The organism is Paenibacillus sp. FSL M7-0896, from assembly GCF_037975415.1.
GTDB lineage: Bacteria > Bacillota > Bacilli > Paenibacillales > Paenibacillaceae > Paenibacillus_AQ > Paenibacillus_AQ silagei.
On the sequence record NZ_CP150250.1, the window covers coordinates 1,279,518 to 1,301,574 of the forward strand.

Sequence of the window (22,057 nt, forward strand, 5' to 3'; positions counted from 1 at the left end):
CCTGGAGGACCAAGGAAGTGGAGCGATTCCCCTTCGGATGAGTCCTTCCCAGGCCGGAGTTGTTGTTCTTATGCGTTTCATGGGTGTTTGGCTAGGCTTAACACACCTCCATTCAGGGATAGTTGTAGAATGTACACGTAAAAACAGCGAAAAGACGTACGTGCATCGTATAAGTGTAGCCTGTACAACTAAATCTGCCCGAATGGGTGAATATCTGAAGCAAATGGATTCTTAATTGTACGAACTACAATTAAACAGATAATGGGTTGAAAATCAGACGTTTTAGATGTACAAAGTGCAATTAAGCATATCCCATCAGCGGGAAACAACGATAATCCAAACCTATATTGGAGGGAATCGCAATGAGTAGTGTGAGTGTGGAGCTAGCCAGCTACTTGAACACGCACGAGCAATTAGTGCAGGCAATCAGAGGCTTATCGGATGAGCAGCTGAGGTGGAAGGCGGAGCCGTCAAGCTGGAGCGTGACCGAGGTGCTGGCCCATTTGGCGGATCACAGCATTGTGGTCTCCTTCCGTATCCGTGATATTCTGGCGGATACGAAGGTACAGCTCCCGGCGTTCCATCAGGACGCATGGGTCAGTGGTCAGCATAGTAATCAGGGGCAAGCCGCTGACAGCCTGGAGCTGTTCCGCAGCCTGCTGCATTACAACAGTCTGCTGCTGGGAAGGCTGAGTCCCGCAGAATGGGAGAAAAGCGGAATTAACTTTAAGGGCGAAACGGTGCGTATCACCGATATTGTCCGCGGATTCACTGCACATGTAGAGCGGCATTTGGCCCAGATTGAACGAGTGAAGCGGGGAGCGCAGGCAAGTCAAGCTGCATCAGCCGCTCAAGCTTCGCAGCAAGCGGCTCTGTAAGAATATTTTCATAAGGAACCAAGCGGACTGAATACCAATTCGAGGAGGAATGAACATGACTACACCAAGACAATTGAAGCTGGGAGCACTGCTGCACGGGGTTGGAGGGAGCACCTCCATGTGGCGTCATCCCGATGCGCAGCCTGATGCCAGTGTGAACTTCGAGCTATACAAGGAATGGGTACGCAAAGCGGAGGAAGGCAAGCTGGACTTGATTTTCATTGCAGACGGTCTGTTCATCAATGAGAAGTCGATCCCTCATTTCCTGAACCGCTTCGAGCCGCTGACGATTCTCAGTGCGCTGGCGGCAGTCAGCAGCCGCATCGGTCTGGTAGGTACCTTATCTACCTCCTACAGTGAACCGTTCACGGTGGCCCGGCAATTCGGCTCACTGGATGTCATCAGCGGCGGACGGGCCGGATGGAATGTGGTGACCTCGCCGCTCGAAGGCTCTGCGCTCAATTACAGCAAGCAGGAGCATCCGGACCATGGCAAACGCTACCGTATTGCCGCCGAATATCTGGAGGTGGCACGCGGGCTGTGGGATTCCTGGGAGGACGACGCGTTTGTCCGCAATAAGGACACGGGCGTCTTCTTTGATCCGCAGAAAATGCATACGCTCGATCACCAGGGTGAATTCTTCTCGGTGAAGGGACCGCTCAATATCGCCCGCTCGAAGCAGGGGCAGCCGGTTATTTTCCAGGCAGGTTCCTCTGAAGTCGGCAAAGATTATGCCTCCAGCGTGGCGGATGCCATCTTCACGGGTCATGACTCGCTGGAGTCCGCGCAGGAATTCTATAAGGATGTGAAAAGCCGTGTTGCCTCCTTCGGGCGCAATCCCGATGAAGTGCTGATCTTCCCGGGAATAGCACCTATTCTTGGGGCTACCCCGGAGGAAGCGGAGCGCAAATACCAGGAGGTTGCCGGGCTGGTGACGATTGAAAATGCGCTGAACTATCTGGGCCGCTTCTTCGAGCATCATGATTTCTCGCAGTATCCGCTGGATGAGCCGTTCCCGGATGTCGGTGATCTGGGCCGAAACAGCTTCCAGAGCGGCACGGACAAAATCAAAAAGGATGCCAAGGAGCAGGGCCTGACTCTGCGGGAGGTTGCCCTGCAATCGGCAACGCCGCGCAGCAGCTTCATCGGTACGCCGGAGCAGGTGGCCGATCAGCTTCAGGCCTGGTTCGAGGCCGGAGCCGCTGACGGCTTCATGCTGGCAGCCGCCGTACCGAACGGGCTGGAAGAATTTGTGGATCAGGTGGTTCCGATTCTGCAGGAGCGCGGACTGTTCCGTACCGAATACGAAAGCGATACCCTGCGGGGCAATCTCGGACTTCCGGTTCCGGAGAACCGTTATACAAAGGTTTCTGAACCGGCTGGGCAAGTGTGACAGAAGCACAGTCAGGTGCAGAGAGTCAGACACCGGATCTTGAAGCCATGATGAAGTATGCCGGCGGGCTGGAGGCAGAGCTGATTGCGATCTGCGGTGAACTGCACAGGATTATTATTAAAGCAGCAATAGTACAGAAAAAGGTTGTTCCTTCTGCCATTATGGCGTTAGGAACAACCTTTTATTGTTCAGGAAGAACGGTTATGCGCCCCTGTTCAGGTAATTGCCCGAACGGTTTGTCTTTCCACAATGGAGTGGGCACAGATTAGACTCTCTGCAGGCTCCCCCGTTTCAATCATGCCGATCAGCTTCTCGGAAGCGAGCATTCCAATGTCATACAGCGGCTGGCGCACTGTAGTTAAGGGCGGATTGACCATCCGGGCTAACCTGAGATCATCGTATCCCATGATGGAGATATCTTCAGGGACATTCATTCCATGCTTCGTGGCGACCGAGAGGGCACCAATCGCCATTTCGTCACTGGCTGCGAAGACAGCAGTAATCTCAGGCGTTCTCCGTAATAGGGCTTCCATGGCTCTGCAGCCGCTTTCGAATGAAAAATCCCCATACACGAGATAACGGCTATCAAAGGCGATGCCCTGGGCTTCCAGCGCTTTGCGGTATCCTTCGACCCGTGGAGTTCCGGCGATGGGATCGCTCTTGGTGCCGCTGATCATGCCGATGCTGCGGTGGCCTTTGGTAATCAGATAATCGACAGCGTCATAGGCCGCCTGGTAATCATCGACCTTCACATAAGGTACATTGGCATAATCCGTCTGGGAAGAGACCAGCACCACTGGAACGTTCATGCTCTCCAGCATGTCATAATACTCTTGCTTGAGCACTTCACTGGAAAAAATAATTCCGTCCACCTGCTTCTCGCGCAGAAGCTGCAGATATTTCAGCGTACGTTTGCCGTCCTGATCGGTATTACAGACTATTACACTGTAATTGCGGTCATGGACGAATTCGCTGATTCCGTGGAGCAGATCGGAGGAGAAGGTGCTCGACACATCAGGAAATAATACGCCGATGGTCTGGGTGCGCTTGTTAATCAGTCCGCGGGCGATAGCGTTAGGCTGATATTTAAGCTCCTTGATGGTCTGGTCTACCTTTTGCTTCGTTTTATCTGAATATCCGCCTAAGTTATGCAGAACCCGAGAGACGGTGGCAATGGATACGTTCGCCTTTTGGGCAACATCTTTAATTGTGGGATTCATGGACTCTCCTGCCTGTCTTTTTACAGTAAACGCTTACTGAAAATATAAGTCCTGGCTTTTTTGTTGTCAACAGAAATCAAACACTCCGTAAAATAAACATTGACAAGGAAAAATAAACGGGATAACTTTTAGGGTAAGCGTTTACGTTAACGTATGAAATCACACTTAAAGAGTCGAAGTTTACACGTTTGAGTAAACGTTTACGTAAGGGTGGAAGCACTCACTAAGGTGACTCTTTCTTATGTTAAGTTATGTTAAGTTACAGAAAGGATCCATGATGACAAACAGGAAAAACTCGCTGGGTGTAAGACTGATTCAGCTGTCTGCTGCGATAACGATACCGCTGCTCTCCGTTCTTTTTGCCGGGGGATATTATGCCAAGGGAATTGTGCTCGATCAGGTATCCCGATCCTATCAGAATCTGGTCAACTCCAATCTTCAAATGATGGAGAGCAGTCTGGAGGACATTACGATTAATCTGGTCGATATTGTCGATCATGATGTGAATTTTCTTCAATTGAATCAGCCGGGGCTGACAGAGTCCGACTATTATTTTGCCCGTATGGGGATTATGCAGAGAAATCAGGCTTATCAGGCCTATTACCATAGCGTGGATATGTTTTATCTATACTCCGGCGTTAATGATACTTTGACACTATTCAATGTACTAGGAACGACAGAGGAATATATGGACCAGATAAGGGATTGGATTACGACAAAGGTTCAAAATGAAGATAATCTGGAAACACTTCAGTACAAATGGACAATCGTTAAAATTGCCGGAGATTACTATTTAAACCGGACCGTCAGCAATAATCTGGACAATACCGCTTGTATTGGCGCTCTGATCCGAATCGACTCCATGCGTTCACCGCTGGGCAATCTGAACCTGCAATCGGGCGGTGATGTGCTGATTGTGGATAATGAAGGGAATATCTTAACCCGTCCTTCGGCATCCATGGGCTACGACTTCAAGCTGCCGGGTGAGAAGATGAATCTGAATTCTTCCTTTTCGTTTACGCATGATGGGCTGAAGTGGTTTGTGGTGTCCAGCCAGTCCTCCGCACTGGGAATCAATCTGTCCGTGGTCATCCCTGCTTCCGAGCTGCTCCAGGGACTCAATACCTTCCAAACGATTATTAATGTGCTGCCCTTTATTATTTTGCTCATTTTACTGGTTTACTTATATTATTTCCGCCGTATGGTCATCCGCCCGATTCTGGATTTGCTCAGCGGCATCCACCGGATCCGCAACGGCGCCATGGAAACCAAGCTTCCCGATTCGAACCTGGTGGAGTTTCAGGCGTTGAATCAAGCCTTTAATAACATGGTTGTGGAAATTCATGATCTGAAAATTGATATCTACGAGGAACGGATTAATGCGCAAAAGGCAGAAATGAAGCATTTGCAAATGCAAATTAATCCGCACTTCTTTTTGAATACGCTCAATATTATTTTTCAGCTTGCCGATCTGAAGCGTTTCGAATTGGTCAAAAAGACAGTACGGCATCTGGTGCAGTATTTCCGCTTTATGCTTCAGGTCAAGGATAACCGCATTACTTTGGGACAAGAGCTGGAACATCTCCGCAATTACCTGGAAATTCAAAAGATGCGCTACCAGCAGTCGTTTGAGTTCCAGATCACCGTAGCCGAAGAGCTTAACCGCGCCTCCATACCGTCCTTGATGGTACAGCCCTTTGTAGAAAATGCCATGCTTCATGGCATAAGTCTGAAGGCAGAGATCTTTCATCTGGAGATTTCGGCTGGTCTCTCAGAAGAAGCGGCCGATACCATGATCATTGAAATCTCGGATAATGGAAAAGGCAGCAGTGCAGAGAAGCTGCAGGAGCTGAATGCACCGGATTATACCCCGGCTACAGATGAAGGACATATCGGGATCTGGAATGTGAAACAGAGACTGGCTATGATCTATCAGGGGAGAGCCGAAATTCACTTCAGCGGCAATCAGCCGTCCGGATTCCGTGTGCGGCTTAGCCTGCCTATTGAATATACAGAAGGAGAACGTTGAGCCATGCGATTATTGATTGTAGATGATGAACAATTCGCTGTGGAGGGGCTGCTCTACTGCTGCGACTGGAAGGCGTATGGAATTGAAGAGGTCTTGACGGCGAACAGGGCCGACAAGGCCAGAGAGCTGCTGAATGATCAGAGAATAGAACTCCTGATTTGCGATATTGAGATGCCGGATGAAGACGGACTTTCACTGGTTGGCTGGGTGAGGGAGCACTCTCCCTGGACGGAATCGATATTTCTGACTTGTCATTCCGAATTCTCCTATGCCAAGAAAGCCGTGAACCTCGGGAGCTTTGATTACTTGCTGAAGCCTGTTGACACAGAGGAGCTGTTGTCAGCTGTATCGGGGATGATGGCGGCCATCCGTGAGAAGGAAGAGTATGAGTCCTACAACCAGATGTATCATAAGTATCTGAATCTGTGGCAACAGGAAAAGCCGAAGCGTGTAGAACGCTTCTGGCAGGATTTGCTGTCCCGCAGCATCCTGTCGTTCGGGGATTTCTTTGACCGGGAGCTGGCGGGTGCAGGGGTAGGGTTAAATCCTGACGATCAGGTGCTCCCGATTCTGATCAGTATTGAGGAGTGGTCCAAACCGCTCAGCCCGCGTGATCAGGAAATCATGGAGTATGCTGTGAAGAAAGCGGCGGAGGAATGTTTTACAGAAGAGCATCCGGGGGAGGCCATCACCGATAAGAGCGGGGTTTTGTTCATTCTGCTGTATGCCGGAGGTGTGGAGGGAGGACCTGCGGCTAAGAAGGTTAGCCTTCAGCAGCTCACGGCCATAGGTAAACGTTTTATCCAAGCTTGCCAGGAGTTGTTCTACAGCATCGTAACCTGCTATGTCGGTTCGTTCAAACCCATCCAGGAGCTGCCGGGAATGTGTGAAAGTCTAAAGACCATGGAGCGTGATAATATCTCCCGGACTCAATCCGTGCTCTTATACTTACCACAGGATCAGATGCTGTCCGCCAATTCTAATTCGGAGGATATCCTGCTGGGTGATCTGATCTCTTATATGCTGAACGGCAAACGTGAGTCCGCTGTGCAGTTCATTCATCATCTGACAGCGAAGCTGGAAGCTAATCCTTCTTTTCAGGGAAGACATCTGGACGCCCTGCATCAGGATACCCTGCAGATTATATATCACTTCCTGCAGGTCAGAGGAATCAATGCGGGAAGCATAGCTCTGTTTCCAGACTGGACAACCGCCCGGATACGGGGACTGCTTCAATACAGGCATTGGGCGGAAGGAATTGTATCGGCGGTCATGGAAGCGGAATTTGAGCGGCAGGAGAAGGGCGGTGTGATTGAGCGGTCCATCCGCTACATCCAGCAGCATGTGGAGGAAGAGATCTCCAGGGTCAGTGTCGCTGATTATGTGGGCTTGAACCCGGCTTACCTCTCCAGGCTGTTCAAGAAAGAGACCGGCCAGAACCTGATTGATTTCCTGATTTCGGTGAAGATGGACCGCACACGCGAGCTTCTGGACACCACGGATATGCCGGTCAGCGCGATCGCGCAGCAGGTAGGCTACAGCAATTTTTCCCATTTCACTAAAATGTTCCGCAAGCAGTTCGGCGTCAATCCCCAGGAATACCGCAATGTCACAAAACGAATAGATTAAGGTCTTAAAAACGGCAGAGCAGCTGCAGGCAACTCCTTATAATGAAGCCATAACCCAATAAGAAGGTGTGGAACTATGGCTTCGGAAAAAGCACTAACGGCACAATCAGGCAGCTCGCGGCCTGGCTCAAAATGGAAAAGTATATGGAAGTACAGGGCCTTGGTCGTGCTGGCATTGCCCGGTGTGCTGCTGATGCTGATCAATAACTACCTCCCTATGTTCGGTATTTTCCTCGCCTTCAAGGACCTGAATTATACGGCTGGAATCTGGGGCAGCAAATGGATCGGACTGGACAACTTTAAGTTTCTGTTTGCTTCGAACGACGCTTGGCTGATCATCAGGAATACCTTGCTGTACAACCTTAGCTTCCTGATCATCAATACAATACTCGCAGTGATGCTGGCACTTCTCCTTAACGAGGTCAAAAATAAGTTCGCCTCCAAGTTCTTTCAGAGCACAGTGATCCTGCCCAATTTCATTTCCATGGTCATTGTCGGCTATATCGTGTATGGATTTCTGAATCCGGAGCTGGGCTTCATCAATAAATTCATTCTGGAGCCCTTCGGAATAGATCCTAGAAACTGGTATGCGGAAGCAGAGCATTGGCCTTATATCCTGACCCTTGTTAACACCTGGAAGGGCGTGGGTTACTCGGCCGTCGTCTATCTGGCAGCCATTGTCGGGATAGACTCTGAATATTATGAAGCGGCCGTCATTGACGGGGCCAGCCGCTTGAAGCAAATGACGAAAATTACGATTCCGCTGATCGCTCCAATCATCATCATCATGACACTGCTGGCGATCGGCCGGATCTTCAACGCGGACTTCGGTCTGTTCTATCAAGCAACCATGGCCTCCGGTATGATCAAGGAGACAACGGATGTTATCGATACCTATGTATACAGGGCGTTAATGGTTACCGGGGATACGGGACTCGCCTCCTCGGCAGGGCTGCTGCAATCTGTAGTTGGCTTTACACTTGTCATTACCGTCAACCTGGCTGTCCGTAAATTCAGCAAAGAAAATGCTTTGTTCTAGAAGGAGAACACCATGCAGAAAAAACGAACCAATCCCTTTATCCTTATTGTCCTGTCATTGTTCAGTTTTGCCTGCCTGATCCCGTTCTGGCTTATCTTTATGATCTCGGTTGCTGATGAGGATTGGGTAACTGCGAATGGATACAGCTTCTGGCCCGGCAAATTCAGCCTTGTCGCTTATCAGTATTTATTGGAAGATGCCGGAAAAATATTGCGGGCTTATGGTGTTTCTGCTTCGGTAACACTGATTGGAGTTGTAGTCAGTCTGTTTGTGACTTCGGCCATGGCCTATGCATTATCGCGGAAAGAGTTTCCTCTCAGAGGTGCTCTGAGCTTCTACATCCTGATCACAATGCTGTTCTCGGGCGGCTTGCTGCCCTGGTATCTGGTCTACACCCGGTTCCTGCATGTTCAGGATACGCTGATGGCGCTTATCATTCCGGGTCTAATCGGCGGCTTCAACGTGATCATCATGCGAACCTTCTTCACGAACAGTATCCCGCCTTCCCTGATTGATTCCTCTCAGATCGATGGTGCAGGTGAATTCCGGACCTACTTCAGCATTATTCTGCCGCTGTCCTTGCCTGTAATGGCCACCATCGGGTTATTCACCACCGTATCCTACTGGAACGACTGGTTTACAAGCCTGGTCTTCATCCAGAATGAGAAGCTGTTCTCTCTGCAATATCTTTTGACCAAAACCCTAATGAACGCTTCGTTCCTGCAGACGATTGCCAATAAGGCTTACAGTTCAACCGCACAGGTCACAACGCCGCTTGAATCCATCCGGATGGCGATGGCGATGATTGCAATCGGACCGCTGGTGCTGGTATTCCCATTCCTGCAGAAGTATTTCGTCAAAGGCCTTACCGTAGGCGCTGTGAAAGGCTGATCCCGGTATATGACCGGATTAGTATAAGCAAGTTCAGAATGATGAGGCAATAATACAGAAGTATTCCAGGGAGGTCTATTATTTATGAAGTGGTTGAAAAAGAGTTCTGTTGTATTGACATCGCTTGTGCTGACTTCAGCCCTAGTAACCGGCTGCGGCGGGAATAATGCTGCGAATTCACCGGGAGGCACAGTCCAGCCGGGAAGCGAGGGCAGCTCCGAATTGAAGCCTTACGAAGTTGTAATGGTATTCCCCGATGCGCCTCAAAACGATAATCAGCGGGTACAGGATGCGATGAATGATTATCTGGCAAAGACCTATCCGGAAATGAACATGACGGTCAAGCTGAATCCCATCGACTGGGGCGCCTGGAGTGATAAAACGAATCTGATGATGGCCTCCGGCGACAAAATGGACCTGCTGTTTACAGCGGATTGGCTCGGGTTCCAGCAACAGGTGACCAAAGGGGGCTTGCTGCCGCTGGATGATCTGCTCGCTAAATACGGCCCGGACATCGAAGCTGTGGAGAAGGACTATCACGGGCCGGCTAAACGCGGCGGCAAGCTATACGGTATTCATACCCACCAGGAGCTGGGCGGTGCACAAGGGGTCTACTTGAACAAAGAGCTTGTGGACAAGTACAAATTTGATCTGACTGCACTGAAGTCTGGTAAAGTCGAGGATCTGGAGCCCATGCTTCAAACCATCAAGGAGAACGAACCGGGGATTACGCCTCTGGTAGCACCGAGCTTTCCTCTCGAAGCGTACTATTCATCGACGAATCTGGATTCTATTGTGAGTATTGCAGCGATTAACACCGTGGGAACAGCGGCAGATGATTATACCGTCATCAATTCCTACACGACTCCGCGGTATCTGGAGCTTGCCAAGCTTACCAACAAGTGGTACAAGGCAGGATACATTAACAAGGATGCGCTGACACCTGGTCTGGACGCCTGGAAGAAGATTCAAGCGGGTAAGGGCTTCGCCTTTGTCTCTGATATGGATATTATCGCGGATATGGAGATCGGCACAGCAGCCGTATCACCGAATGGTTCGATTAAAGCGGGCCGTGAGATGCTGCAAATTCCGCTTAATATTGACCGCTTGCAGACAGGGAAAATGACAGCAACCATGTATGCGATTTCAAAAAGCTCCCAAGATCCGGAACGTGCCATGATGCTGCTCAACCTGTTCTATAAGGACAAGGAATTGCTGACCCTCTTCAACTTCGGGATTGAAGGAACCCATTATGTACTCAAAGACGGACAAGTTGCGCTGCCGGAAGGCAAAACTACAGATAATGTCGGCTACTATCACGATATTATGTGGCAGCTTGGCAATCAAATGCTCAACTATACCCGTGTAGGCGAAGATCCGAATAAATACCAGAACTACGAGAAGTTCAACGAACAGGTGTCTTCTAATCCTTCACGGATCTTTGGATTTGTCTTCGATGCGGAGCCGGTAAAAAATGAATTGATCTCGATCGACAACGCCAACAAAGCCTTTGTTGACGGCCTGAAATCCGGCCAGCTCGATCCGGAAGAGTCTCTTCCTAAAATGCTGGAAAAACAAAAAGCGGCTGGAGCAGACAAAGTCATCGCGGAGGCGCAAAAGCAGCTGGATGCCTGGCTGGCGGAAAACGGCAAGAAATAAGCGGAAGTAAACAAGCTCAATCTACAAGGATTGGAGAATTCATATGGACCATAGATTAGTGACTTATATAGATATATATCCGGATCAGGCCCAGTACAAAACCGGCCAATCCGGCAGCATTATTATTGAAATAGAAACCGGGGAGAAAGCGGTTCTGCAGCTGGTTGTCAGCTTCTTCAAGCTGGAGCAGCAGGTTGCGGAAGCAAGACTTAGCATCCATACGGAACCGGGCTTGAGACAAAGAGTGTCCGTTCCCTTGTTCACTGAAGCGACAGTGTGGGCGGGGTACGGAGTCAAGGCTGCTGTTCTGTGCAATGAAGCTGTAGTATCAACCGCCTATACCTCCTACGATATTGCCGATCATTGGGGCCGGGCGCCACGGTATGGATTTCTAAGCGATTTCCGGAGTGAAGAATCCGGAGACACCCGTGACGTTGACAGCATGAACAAATTCCACTTGAATGTCATACAGTTCTATGACTGGATGTACAGGCATGATGATCTGGTTCCGAAAGAGGATGAATTTATTGATCCGATGGGCCGGACGATGTCCTATAAGGTGGTTCGTGAAAAGATCGCAGCCGTACACGATAAAGGGATGGCTGCCATGGCCTATGGAGCGGTATATGCAAGTCTTAAGGACTTCCTGCAGACACGTCCGGAATGGGGACTGTATAACCGCCAGGGAGATCCGTTTCAATTAATTGATCTGTTCTATATTATGGATATTACACCGGGCTCTCCTTGGACCGATCATATTGTTGAACAGTTCCGTCAGGCCGTACATGCCGGATTCGACGGAATTCATATGGATCAATATGGCTTTCCGAAGAAAGCCGTGCGCCGGATCGCAGGAAAAGAAGAACAGGTCGATTTGGCGGAATGTTATCCGGCTCTGATTAACCGGACGCAGGCGGCCGTGAAGGAAATCAAGGCAGAGGCCGGGGTTATTTTCAATAATGTGGGTAATTATCCTATACACAAGACGGCCCCGGCGGATCAGGAGGCGCTATATATTGAAGTGTGGCCGCCGGTAGTCCGGTTGCGTGAGCTTAAAGGACTGATTGATCATGCGCGTTCACTCGACCCTCACAAGCCGGTGATCCTCTCCGCCTATCTGCCCTCCTTCTACCCGGAAGCTGGACATGACAAGGAATGGGCTGAAAACGGGGCGCTGCTGACGATGGCCTCCATATTCGCTAGCGGGGGATATCACCTTTTGCTGGGTGAGGATCATGGAATGCTGACTATGCCCTACTATCCCGATTATGCAGTGATGCGGCCTGAATTTGCCGTCGAGGTCAGACGCTACTATGATTTCATCGTGCGTTTTGGTGTGATGATCCAGGATGCAGAGCTGGAAGATGTGTCTTATACCTATACCGCCGGGGTGAACACCGAGATTACCTTCGAAGGCAAGGTGCCATTTGCCCCGAACGGAGATATTGACTCGGTCTGGACGATCATTAAGCGCAAGCCGGGCTATCAGATCCTGCAGCTGATTAATCTTGCCGGGCTTGAAGATGATTATTGGGAGCATGGCAAGCAACAGCGGCCTGAAGCTCAAAAGGATGTGGTGTGCACACTGCTGATCGAACAGCCGGTTGAATGCATTTACACGGCCAGCCCGGATGATCAGGCCCAGGAAGTGAACTTCCTGGATTACGAGGTGGTTCCTCACGGGCAAGGACTTGCGGCCAGATTCACTTTGCCGTCCCTGCGCATCTGGTCCATGGTTGTAGTCAAATTTAGCTTATAGGAGTGAATGGGTTGAACAATATGAAATGGTGGCAGACCGCTGTAATATATCAGATCTATCCCCGAAGCTTTCAGGACAGCGACGGGGATGGAATCGGCGATCTCCGGGGGATAATCAGCAGGCTGGACTATCTGGAGCAGCTTGGCATTACCGCCATCTGGCTTAGTCCGGTATACAAATCACCCAATGACGATAACGGCTATGATATCAGCGATTACCAGGATATTATGACCGAATTCGGAACCATGGATGACATGGATGAATTAATCGAGCAGGCCAGGCAGCGCAATATCCGGATTATTATGGATCTGGTCGTCAACCATACCTCGGACGAGCACCCATGGTTCATTGAGGCCCGCAAAGGAAAGGATAACCCGTACCGTGACTATTATATCTGGCGTGATCCGGTCAACGGCCGGGTTCCCAACTCCCTGCGTTCAACCTTCAGCGGATCGGCCTGGGAGCTTGACGAAGCGAGCGGCCAGTACTTTCTGCACTTGTTCAGCCGTAGGCAGCCGGATCTGAACTGGGAGAACCCCAAGGTCCGTCAAGAGGTATGGGACATGATGAATTTCTGGCTGGATAAGGGTGTCGGCGGATTCCGCATGGATGTCATTGATCTGGTCGGCAAAATTCCCGATCAGGAGATCACAGGAAATGGCCCGAAGCTTCATGAATATCTGCAAGAGATGAACCGGGAGACCTTCGGAGCGCATGATGTTCTGACGGTGGGAGAGACCTGGGGGGCGACTCCGGAAGTAGCCAAGCTCTATTCCAACCCGGACCGCAAGGAGCTGTCGATGGTATTCCAGTTCGAGCACATCGGTCTGGATCAGCAGGGCGGGGGAGAGAAGTGGGATCTGAAGCCTCTGGATGTAAGCGAACTGAAGCAGGTGCTGGCGAAATGGCAGACCGAGCTGGGGAACGAGGGCTGGAACAGCCTGTTCTGGAACAATCATGATTTGCCGAGAATTGTATCGCGCTGGGGCAACGATAAGCAGTACCGTGTGCAGAGCGCCAAAATGTTCGCCATACTCCTTCACCTGATGAAGGGTACGCCTTACATTTATCAGGGCGAGGAGCTCGGAATGACCAATTATCCGATTCAGGATATCAGCGAAGCGCAGGATATTGAGGCCATCAATATGTATCATGAACGGATCGGGCAAGGATACGCCAAGGAAGCTATCATTCATTCCATTAATGCGAAGGGGAGAGATAACGCCCGGACTCCGATGCAGTGGGATGCTACCCGTAACGGAGGATTTACAACCGGAGAGCCATGGCTGCCTGTACATCCGAATTATAAGGAAATTAATATGGAGGCGAATCTGAAGGACCCGGATTCGGTGTTCCATTGCTACCGTAAGCTGATTGAACTGCGGAAGAACAACCCAATTGTGGTATGGGGCGATTTCGAACTGGTGACTGGCGTGCCGGATCAAGTATTCATGTACTTCCGCCGCTATGAAGGACAGACCTGGCTGGTAACGGCCAACTTCAGCGGGGAGCCCATCACACTGGAATTGCCGGAGCTGGGTCACGCCGGATTCATTATCGGCAACTACTCCAGAGATGATGTGGACTTCAAGCAGCTGCAATTACGGCCTTACGAAGCTTTTGCTGTTGTACTTGCATAGACACCAAAACAAGGCTGCCTCCCTGATAAAAAGGGAGGCAGCCTTATTGCTTACTATACACCGTCAGTTTATTTACGGTTGCGGAGGCGCTCCAGCTCGGCTTCAACCGCGCTGTTCAGCGGGGATTCAGGAGCTGCTGCGGCTGCAGCCAGACCGGATTGCTCGGCCAGTGCTTCCTGCATGGCGATTTTGTCTTCCATCCGTTCGAAGCCGCGGGCTGCGGCACCGGCATTCAGCACCTGACCGCCGTATCCGGCCGGGGAGCATGATGCGCTGGCCTGTGCAGACTGCTTGATCTCCGCAGCTTTGCGGGCACGTTCAGCCAGCTCGGCTCTTTTGGCTTTGAGGCGCGTATGTTCTTCCTTAACACCGGCAAGCTGTACCTCCAGCGAGGAAAGTGCTGCCTGTGTCTCTTGAAGTCCGGCGGTGCATTCCTGTCCGCTCTCTGTGTAGCGGAGCTTAGCCATTACCGCAGTGCGGGCAGCGGGTTCATTACCCTCGCTCATGAACTGGACTGCTTCCGATTCACTGCGCTCTGCGAGCACCTTGTATTCGTAGATCCGGCGCTCCAGCACACTGGCTGCTGCCTTAAGTTCACGCTGTTTGCCTTCGGCGCCTGCGATTTTATCCTCCAGATCCCGCAGGTATTGGCCGGTCAGCAGGATCGGATCTTCCAGCTTGTTCAGTCCTTCGTGAATGGCAGCCTTCGTTAACGTGGTGATTCTTTGGAATATGCTCATAATAATGATCTCCTTTTTATGTGGGTTGGTTAAGGTATGACGCAAGTATTTAATAGAAGGAATTAGTAGTTGAAGCCATCATCGAAGCCGCCGTAGGATTCCTGGGGAACAATTAGGCTGCCGATAATATACAGAAAGACTACAGTGCCGAAGCTGAATATCGTAGCGATAGCAACAATCAATCTTACAATGGTTGCATCAACTTTGAAATAGCGGGCCAGTCCTCCGCATAAACCTGTGAGTTTCTTGTCTGTTAAGGAACGGGTTAATTTTTTTGTCATAGTGATATCTTCCTCTCTTATATGGTGATCGCCGGTTCGCGGCGTGTTCACTGCGTTGTCTATGTATGTATTGTACGAATTTATCCTCTCCGGCAAAACGGCCTGCAGACTGTTCTTTGTTCCCGACCTTAGTCGGGGATGGGGACCGCAATAGGACGGGGAGAGGCCGGGTAAAAACGTTAGATGCGCGCAGCCGTGCAGATTTTACACAATGGGGTGCTGAGGTTCATCCGGGGTTAACACTGGAGGATTAGACTGAACTCTAGCGTAGCCTAACTAACATACGGGAGGACTAGCCATGGGAATTCACAAGTATTTTCGCTCACTGAATGAGCTGGAGCGCATTATCCGCTGTCCGGGCAAATTCAAATTCGAGGAGCATAGCGTTGCGGCCCATTCCTGGAAGGTCGTGCAATACGCGAAGACGCTGGCGGATATTGAAGAGAAGCACGGCGCGGTGATCGACTGGAAGAAGCTGTACGAGATCACGAGCAGCCATGATTACGGAGAGATTTTTATCGGGGATATCAAAACGCCGGTGAAGCACTCCTCGCTCCAGCTCAGATCATTGATCCAGCAGGTGGAGGAGGGCATGATCGACAACTTCATCAAGGAGCATATTCCGGAAGAATTCAAAAGCATCTTCTACCAGCAGCTGCGTGAGGGCAAGGATGAGTCGCTCGAGGGACTGATTCTGGAGGTTGCGGATAAGATGGATCAGGTGTATGAGGCCTTCGCCGAGCTGCAAAGAGGCAACACGGAGAAGGAATTTGTGGTGATGTACCGCAATGCGCTGATCAAGATCAAACATATTGACCTCAAGTGCGTGGATTACTTCCTGGCAGAGATTCTGCCGGACATGGTGAACGAGGAGACGCTGTCTCCGATTGATATCAGGCAGATTACGGAAGAGGCGCTGGCCCTATAGAGGAGCTGTGGCTCTTTTTTCATATATACATATAGAAATACCTCAGGCCTGAAGGTGCTTGCTTGCGGAAGCCCGGGCATACCACACGGCTGATCCGTTAAAAGCAATATGCAGCGGAATCGTCAGCAAGAGCGACTCCGTAACCTGCGCGAACAGCCCGAAGAAGATCCCTCCGCTAAAAGCAAACAGCATGAATCTGACGCTCTCGCGGTTCAGCCTGTAATATTGCAAATGGGACACCGCAAACAGCAGTGAGGTAGGGAGGATCGCCCCGCTGACATCAATGATCGAAGTGGAATGCAGCTGACCGAGTACCGGATGGCGCGCAAGGATGGGCAGGATAAGTCCTCTGAAGGCGATCTCTTCAAAGACAGGGAAGCACAGCACGAAGTTGACCGTATTATAAGTTCCCGCAGGATTATAGCCGGAGGATCTGGAGATGATCAGGTTCACAAGCAGAATAATAAGGAACAGCGGGAGCACTCTCATTACTTGCTGCGGGGCGCCAAACGTATAACTGTTGCTCCAGAGAACGCTCCCAGCAATCATGGCAGCTCCCCAATAATAAATCGTAAACCGCGCTTGCTGTTTAGAGATAACCCCGAGTATCCCCTCGAAGATTCTATATGAAAAAGACAGCAGTACAGCAATAACGCATGATCCCAGCAACAGCATAGGTGGTGCCCCCTCAGAGATAGTCGAAGTGTAAGTATGGATGTAAGTCTGTATCAGAACGTAAGTGTATCTATTCTTGCAGCATTGCAGTTAGAAAGCAATTACAAATCTTATAACAATGTAGGAGATGAATGTTACGGCAGGAAGATCAGTGGAAATGATACGATGAAGGAAAAATAAGGATGGTGCATCACTTTTGCAGTATTTCAATCTTATTCCGTTCTCTACTACGCTGTTCTGGTTCAGTGTTCTGCTCCTGATCGTATGGGCTGTCGACTTCTTACAGGGCGGGTCCCACGTACAGCTTCAAGCGGGTAGCCTCCGGGAGCGGACTAAATCCATACTGGCGGATATTCTAATTTTTGCTGGAATTAACAGCTTGCTATTGTATGTACTTCATCCTCTGAGCAATCCGCTGCTGATTTCGCTGGTTGCTGCGGGATTGCTCGTTACGTATTTTGTGGCATGCAGTACACACAGGCAACACTTGTCCTACCGCCCTTGGATCTTGCTGATCCACGTACTGCTGGGCATAAGCTTTTACCTGCTGTTCGGCATGCTGCTGATGAGCAGGCTGATCGTTACGTATAATCTTAACATGACGGATCAGTTCGATATACTCTATTTCGTCTATGGACAGGACCGGGCGGTGGTGTACGTGCTATTGCTGATTATGACTGCTCTCTATTTCGTAATCGGCAAGCTGCTCATGCGGCCGCTATACAGCTGGTATGCAGAGAACTATTACCAGGTTTCGAGGATGAACATTAAGCTGGTTGGGGGAGAGCTTCTGAGCGGAGTGTATATTCTGCGGGACACGGATAGAGGATTCCTGTCAGCAAGCGACAGCCTGAATCCGGGGCCGGATGCCAGGCTCTACAGAATCAGCCGGGAGAAGATAGAGTATATGGAGAGAGCCGGCAGTGTAAGCTGATCTGAATAAAGTGATGCCAAGATAGCCCCAAGGCCGTATGGACGGTCAGGGGGCTATTTGCTGTGATCATAGTTGCTTGCAGCTAATAACGGCTTCTTGGGTGCGGGCTTAACGCAGGAAGCGTATAAGTATATAATACTAGAAATACAAAACCGTGTACTTACGGACAGGAGGAGCAGGATGGAACAGGAGATTGATAAATTTAGCTGGGTGGGCAGTGATGAGATGTATTTGGATCAACCCACTACATGTGCATATAAGAGTATGGTTATCGGCCGTTACGGCGGGAACACTGCGGCCGGTGCCGACAAAAATGAAGATGGAGCCTACGTATTAAGTGAGCCGGACGGTGGTTGGGAGTGGGTAATGCTCCTGGATGCGCATCATACGGCAGAAAGCGCGGAGCTGTTGATCCACACAATCGACAATGAAGCTGATGAGATCATCAGGCTGCTGTCGCTCCCGGTTCAGCGGGCGTTCCGGGCGCTGGAGGAATTTCTGTTGTCTATTTTCACATCTGAGACGTTCATCAGCGAGTGCAAGCAGGTTACAGGGGAAACGGCTTGCCTGATCTGCGTGGGGATGGAGAATTATCTCTGGTGGTTCTCGGTAGGGGATAACTCGCTCTATGTACTCCACCCTGAGCTGGCTGCCCGCGGGCAATATCTGCTGAACCAGCGCAATTACTACGAATGGATTGGCTTCGTCAACACCTTCGCCCAGCCCGTCGCCTGTTACTCTTCAGGCATCCGTGAGCTGCGGCAGGGCCGTAACGTGATCGTGTTAACGACGGACGGTCTTTTGGAGGTTGGGGCAAGGGTAATGGAGGACCCGCGCAGGCTTTATCTTGCTTTTACAGGTGAAGAGGATCTGGAGGAATGTGTGCACAAGGTATTAGAGGATGTACATGAGCAGTTAGGCCGGGACAGTGCTACGGTTGTTGCCTGGAGTTATGATAATAGTAGAGAAGCGGCGATGCCGAGTGATTAGCTATAAATGATGAAGATGAATTTTATATTGAGAAGGTGTTTAATATGAAGATTACAATGAGAACAATTAGAGATTTTTGCGGAACTGACTTTTATAACCGGGGGAAGTCTTATTATGAACAGGGGTGTGTCCGCAGCCTTACCTTCTATCCGGATGATAGCAGCTATGGTGCACAGGTGAAGGGAAGAAAGGTATATGAGGTAAATATTGATATTTATGACCGTACCGATACCTTCAAAGCAGACTGTTCTTGTCCTGCCTATGAGAACTATGGCTGCTGTAAACATGTGGCGGCAACACTTATTGCTATACACATGCAGCAGATTAAGGAGCCTACCGATGCAACAGCTGCTCCATTCAGACGTGTAAACAAGTCTAAATACAACCAGATGGAGCAGCTTATTTCTTCTTTTCAGAAATCAGTTCTTACCCGTGAGAGTGAGCCTGTGCTATTCGGTCATGCAGAGTCGCTGCAGTTCGAGTTCACGCTTAACGTTCATGGTGGTTACAATAGCAATCCGCATTTCTCCGTTGAAATGCGTGTGGGAATCAAACGTCTGTATGTAGTGTCCAAAATAAACGAGTTTCTAGAGTATTTCGAGCAGCGTAAGCCATTATACTTTAAGAGTATATTTACCTTTGATTCTGAAAACCAGCACATTAATCCTGAGGATATGAAATTCCTTGAACTGTTGCTTCTAATGAAAAACACTGAGAAGATTTATAGAAATGATCTCCCCAGCTATCATAATAACTCCTTAAAGGACGGGAAAACAATTGTCGTCACCCCGCTGGCCTGGGACAAGCTTAAACTGCTTTTTCCGGAGGTGAATGTCATTATGGGGCGATCGGGGAACCCGGGAATTCGGGCTGAGCTTGCAGGAGAGGTGCCTCCGCTTGAATTTACGATTGGACCAGGGCAGAAGAAGGACTACGTTCTGTCAGCTTCAGCACTGGATAAGCTGATGTTGTTTCCAGACTACTCCACTATGATCATGAACGGGAAGATATATTCAATAAACAGTGATGTTATAAGCATGATTTCACTATTAAGGCAGCAATTCACGGCATCGCAGAACATTGAGATTGCTCCCGGACAAATCGAAGCGGTCGTACAGCAGGTGTTGCCAGCCTTAAGAAAGCTGGGGAAAGTAAGTGTGGAACAGGCAGTAAGCGAGCGAATTGTGGAGCCTGAACTGCAGGCTAAGCTGTATCTGGATTATGCGGACGGTACCTTAACGTTTCGGCTGGAATTTCATTATGAGGAGATTGTGATCAATCCGCTGGAAGAGAATAGCGTGGATGAAGCGCGCAAGCAGAAGATCCTGATCCGGAATATGCAGCGGGAAAATAAGATCGTTGATATTCTGGACAACTCTCCGCTCAGACGGGAACGGCAGCACTGGGTTTCCGTAAGTGAGCCGGTCATCTACGAGGCGTTATATGAGCTTGTGCCGGTTTTGGAAGAGGTTGCCGAGCTGTTTGTCACACCTGCTGTTCAGAGACTTGTGCTGGAGCGTAAAGCTTATCCCAAAGTGAAAGCGGAGCTGAGCGAGGGTCTGGATTGGCTGGATATCTCTTTTGAGCTGGAAGGCTTGAATGAGGAGGAGACTGTTCGGGTCATGCAGGCGATTGTGGAGAAAAGGAAGTATGTTCGCCTGCGCAGCGGGGCTTTTCTGCCCATTGAAGTGGACAGTTTCAGCGAATTCGGCACCGTTGCCGAACGGCTGAATCTCAGGCAAAGGGATCTTAAACACTCGGTAATTCGCCTGCCCTCCGTACAAGCTCTTCAGCTTCCAGAGCGGGGACATGGCTTCAAGCATACGAAGTGGGGCAAGTCCCTCCGGGAATTCCTGGACCAGCTGCGGGAACCGGACAGTCTGGAATTCGAGCTGCCCGCTGAGCTGAAGCCGGTTCTCCGCGATTATCAGGCCAGAGGCTTCCAGTGGATGAAGACGTTGTCGAAGTTCAGGTTCGGCGGAATTCTGGCAGATGATATGGGCCTCGGCAAGACAATTCAGAGCATTGCTTATATCTGCTCCGAGCTGGCTGAGATGCCGCTTAAGGTACAAGGGAAAGCTCCGGTGCTGATTCTGTGTCCGGCTTCTTTAACCTATAACTGGAGCCATGAGTTTGCCCGGTTTGCACCAGCAGTTAACGTATTAGTGGCGGCAGGGCAGAAGGAGGAGCGCAGTGGACTGCTGGAGGGAAAGGCCGTAGAAGAAGCGGATGTGATTATTACCTCGTACCCTCTTCTCCGCAGGGATATTGATCTGTATTCCGGTATAACCTTTCATGCGTTAATTCTGGATGAAGCCCAGGCGATCAAAAACTCGGCCTCCCAAACGGCCCAGGCAGTTAAATCAATTATGTCCGCGCGTAAATTCGCTCTGACGGGAACACCGATTGAGAATTCGGTGGATGAGCTGGAAGCTATTTTCAGCACCGTCTTCCCGGCGCTGTTCACCGGACGATTGACCTTCAAGGAGCTGCCCGCCGGACGTATCGCCAGCATCGTGTCTCCCTTTATTCTGCGGCGGCTCAAAAAAGAGGTTCTGGAGGAGCTGCCAGACCGCATTGATACTGTACAGCACACAGAGCTGCTGGACGAGCAGAAACAGGTGTATCTCGCTTACTTAGCGAGGCTCCGTGAAGATACCGAACAGGATTTGCTTACGGACGGCTTCCACAAAAGCAGGATGAAGATTCTGGCGGGCATCACCCGCTTACGGCAGATCTGCTGCCATCCTTCGCTGTTCCTTGAGAATTATACGGGAGGCTCCGGCAAGCTGGAGCAATTGCTGGAGATTGTGCAGGAATGCCGTGATTCCGGCCGCAGAATGCTGGTGTTCTCGCAATTCTCCAGTATGTTAGCGCTGATCCGGCAGCGCCTGGAAGAAGCGGGAGTTCAGCCCTTGTATCTGGACGGCTCGACTCCGGGCAAGGAGCGGGTGGAGTTGTGCAGGCTTTTCAACGAAGGTGAAGGGGAAGTGTTCCTGATCTCGCTTAAGGCGGGTGGAACGGGGCTGAATCTGACTGGAGCGGACACGGTGATTCTATACGATCTGTGGTGGAATCCGGCAGTTGAGGAGCAAGCCATTGGAAGAGCACACCGGATGGGGCAACGGAATGTGGTGCAGGTGATCCGGCTGATTACCGAAGGCTCTATTGAGGAGAAGATACTGGAGCTCCAGCAGCGCAAAAAGGACCTTATCGAAGAAGTCATCGAAGCTGGCGAGAACAAGACCACCCGGCTGTCGGAAGAGGATATCCGCGAGCTGCTCCGAGTGTAGGGAGCCCGTACCTATTTTCCCCGTACATGCACTTCTAGGCACCTACCCACATACAATAAAAGGACCATGAACCCGTAGTT

Annotated in this window: 18 protein-coding genes; 14 read left to right on the forward strand and 4 right to left on the reverse strand. The window is 50.4% G+C overall.

What is annotated here, in order from left to right; genetic code table 11:
* The first annotated feature begins 362 nt into the window (after positions 1-362).
* Genes MKY12_RS05475 through MKY12_RS05485 form a run of 3 tightly spaced genes read left to right on the forward strand, consistent with a single transcriptional unit; the run spans position 363 to position 2,540 of the window.
* Positions 363-878 carry a DinB family protein gene (locus MKY12_RS05475; protein ID WP_339254451.1) on the forward strand — a complete coding sequence of 172 codons (516 nt, stop codon included), beginning with the start codon at positions 363-365 and terminating at the stop codon, positions 876-878.
* Between the two features lie 55 nt (positions 879-933).
* The gene (locus MKY12_RS05480; RefSeq protein WP_339254453.1) at positions 934-2,271 is read left to right on the forward strand and encodes an LLM class flavin-dependent oxidoreductase; all 1,338 of its coding nucleotides are present in this window, start codon (positions 934-936) and stop codon (positions 2,269-2,271) included.
* A complete protein-coding gene (locus tag MKY12_RS05485; protein WP_339313129.1) occupies positions 2,268-2,540 on the forward strand; it encodes a hypothetical protein in 273 nt (90 codons plus the stop codon). The genes MKY12_RS05480 and MKY12_RS05485 overlap by 4 nt, the downstream gene beginning before the upstream one ends.
* Here the strand turns inward: MKY12_RS05485 and MKY12_RS05490 are convergent.
* Entirely contained in the window at positions 2,487-3,491 is a 1,005-nt protein-coding gene (locus MKY12_RS05490) for a substrate-binding domain-containing protein (protein ID WP_339254455.1), read from the reverse strand. The two genes, MKY12_RS05485 and MKY12_RS05490, sit on opposite strands and share 54 nt — an antisense overlap.
* Positions 3,492-3,768: 277 nt before the next feature.
* Between MKY12_RS05490 and MKY12_RS05495 the strand changes: the two genes are divergently transcribed.
* The 7 genes from MKY12_RS05495 (at position 3,769) to MKY12_RS05525 (ending at position 14,136) form a co-directional block, all read left to right on the forward strand.
* Positions 3,769-5,520 carry a histidine kinase gene (locus MKY12_RS05495; protein WP_339313130.1) on the forward strand — a complete coding sequence of 584 codons (1,752 nt, stop codon included), beginning with the start codon at positions 3,769-3,771 and terminating at the stop codon, positions 5,518-5,520.
* Between the two features lie 3 nt (positions 5,521-5,523).
* Positions 5,524-7,149, forward strand: coding sequence for a helix-turn-helix domain-containing protein (locus MKY12_RS05500; protein ID WP_339313131.1), 1,626 nt, complete (start codon positions 5,524-5,526; stop codon positions 7,147-7,149).
* Between the two features lie 75 nt (positions 7,150-7,224).
* On the forward strand, positions 7,225-8,187 hold the full coding sequence (locus MKY12_RS05505; RefSeq protein ID WP_339313132.1) for an ABC transporter permease subunit: 963 nt from the start codon (positions 7,225-7,227) through the stop codon (positions 8,185-8,187).
* Positions 8,188-8,199: 12 nt separating this feature from the next.
* A complete protein-coding gene (locus MKY12_RS05510; protein WP_339313133.1) occupies positions 8,200-9,078 on the forward strand; it encodes a carbohydrate ABC transporter permease in 879 nt (292 codons plus the stop codon).
* A gap of 84 nt (positions 9,079-9,162) precedes the next feature.
* Positions 9,163-10,737 (forward strand): ABC transporter substrate-binding protein, encoded by a 1,575-nt coding sequence (locus tag MKY12_RS05515; protein ID WP_339313134.1) that lies wholly within the window; start codon positions 9,163-9,165, stop codon positions 10,735-10,737.
* Positions 10,738-10,780: 43 nt separating this feature from the next.
* The gene (locus MKY12_RS05520) at positions 10,781-12,496 is read left to right on the forward strand and encodes a glycoside hydrolase family 66 protein (RefSeq protein ID WP_339313135.1); all 1,716 of its coding nucleotides are present in this window, start codon (positions 10,781-10,783) and stop codon (positions 12,494-12,496) included.
* A 20-nt stretch (positions 12,497-12,516) separates the two neighbouring features.
* On the forward strand, positions 12,517-14,136 hold the full coding sequence (locus tag MKY12_RS05525) for an alpha-glucosidase (RefSeq protein WP_339314793.1): 1,620 nt from the start codon (positions 12,517-12,519) through the stop codon (positions 14,134-14,136).
* Positions 14,137-14,204: 68 nt separating this feature from the next.
* Here MKY12_RS05525 and MKY12_RS05530 read toward each other — a convergent pair whose 3' ends face one another.
* Positions 14,205-14,876 carry a PspA/IM30 family protein gene (locus tag MKY12_RS05530; protein ID WP_051478200.1) on the reverse strand — a complete coding sequence of 224 codons (672 nt, stop codon included), beginning with the start codon at positions 14,874-14,876 and terminating at the stop codon, positions 14,205-14,207.
* Positions 14,877-14,938: 62 nt separating this feature from the next.
* Positions 14,939-15,157 carry a PspC domain-containing protein gene (locus MKY12_RS05535; RefSeq protein ID WP_339313136.1) on the reverse strand — a complete coding sequence of 73 codons (219 nt, stop codon included), beginning with the start codon at positions 15,155-15,157 and terminating at the stop codon, positions 14,939-14,941.
* Between the two features lie 298 nt (positions 15,158-15,455).
* Between MKY12_RS05535 and MKY12_RS05540 the strand changes: the two genes are divergently transcribed.
* Complete coding sequence (locus MKY12_RS05540; RefSeq protein WP_339313137.1) at positions 15,456-16,085, forward strand: YfbR-like 5'-deoxynucleotidase; 630 nt, start codon at positions 15,456-15,458, stop codon at positions 16,083-16,085.
* A gap of 42 nt (positions 16,086-16,127) precedes the next feature.
* Here the strand turns inward: MKY12_RS05540 and MKY12_RS05545 are convergent, their stop codons facing one another.
* Positions 16,128-16,574, reverse strand: a complete 447-nt coding sequence (locus tag MKY12_RS05545; RefSeq protein WP_339313138.1) for a CPBP family intramembrane glutamic endopeptidase — start codon at positions 16,572-16,574, stop codon at positions 16,128-16,130.
* A 382-nt stretch (positions 16,575-16,956) separates the two neighbouring features.
* Here MKY12_RS05545 and MKY12_RS05550 point away from each other — a divergent pair, with 382 nt between their 5' ends.
* The 3 genes from MKY12_RS05550 to MKY12_RS05560 all read left to right on the forward strand — a co-directional run bounded on the left by MKY12_RS05550 (position 16,957) and on the right by MKY12_RS05560 (position 21,977).
* The gene (locus MKY12_RS05550; protein WP_339313139.1) at positions 16,957-17,694 is read left to right on the forward strand and encodes a hypothetical protein; all 738 of its coding nucleotides are present in this window, start codon (positions 16,957-16,959) and stop codon (positions 17,692-17,694) included.
* A 180-nt stretch (positions 17,695-17,874) separates the two neighbouring features.
* Entirely contained in the window at positions 17,875-18,684 is an 810-nt protein-coding gene (locus MKY12_RS05555; RefSeq protein ID WP_339313140.1) for a protein phosphatase 2C domain-containing protein, read from the forward strand.
* A 56-nt stretch (positions 18,685-18,740) separates the two neighbouring features.
* Positions 18,741-21,977, forward strand: a complete 3,237-nt coding sequence (locus tag MKY12_RS05560; RefSeq protein ID WP_339313141.1) for a DEAD/DEAH box helicase — start codon at positions 18,741-18,743, stop codon at positions 21,975-21,977.
* The last annotated feature ends 80 nt before the right edge of the window (positions 21,978-22,057 follow it).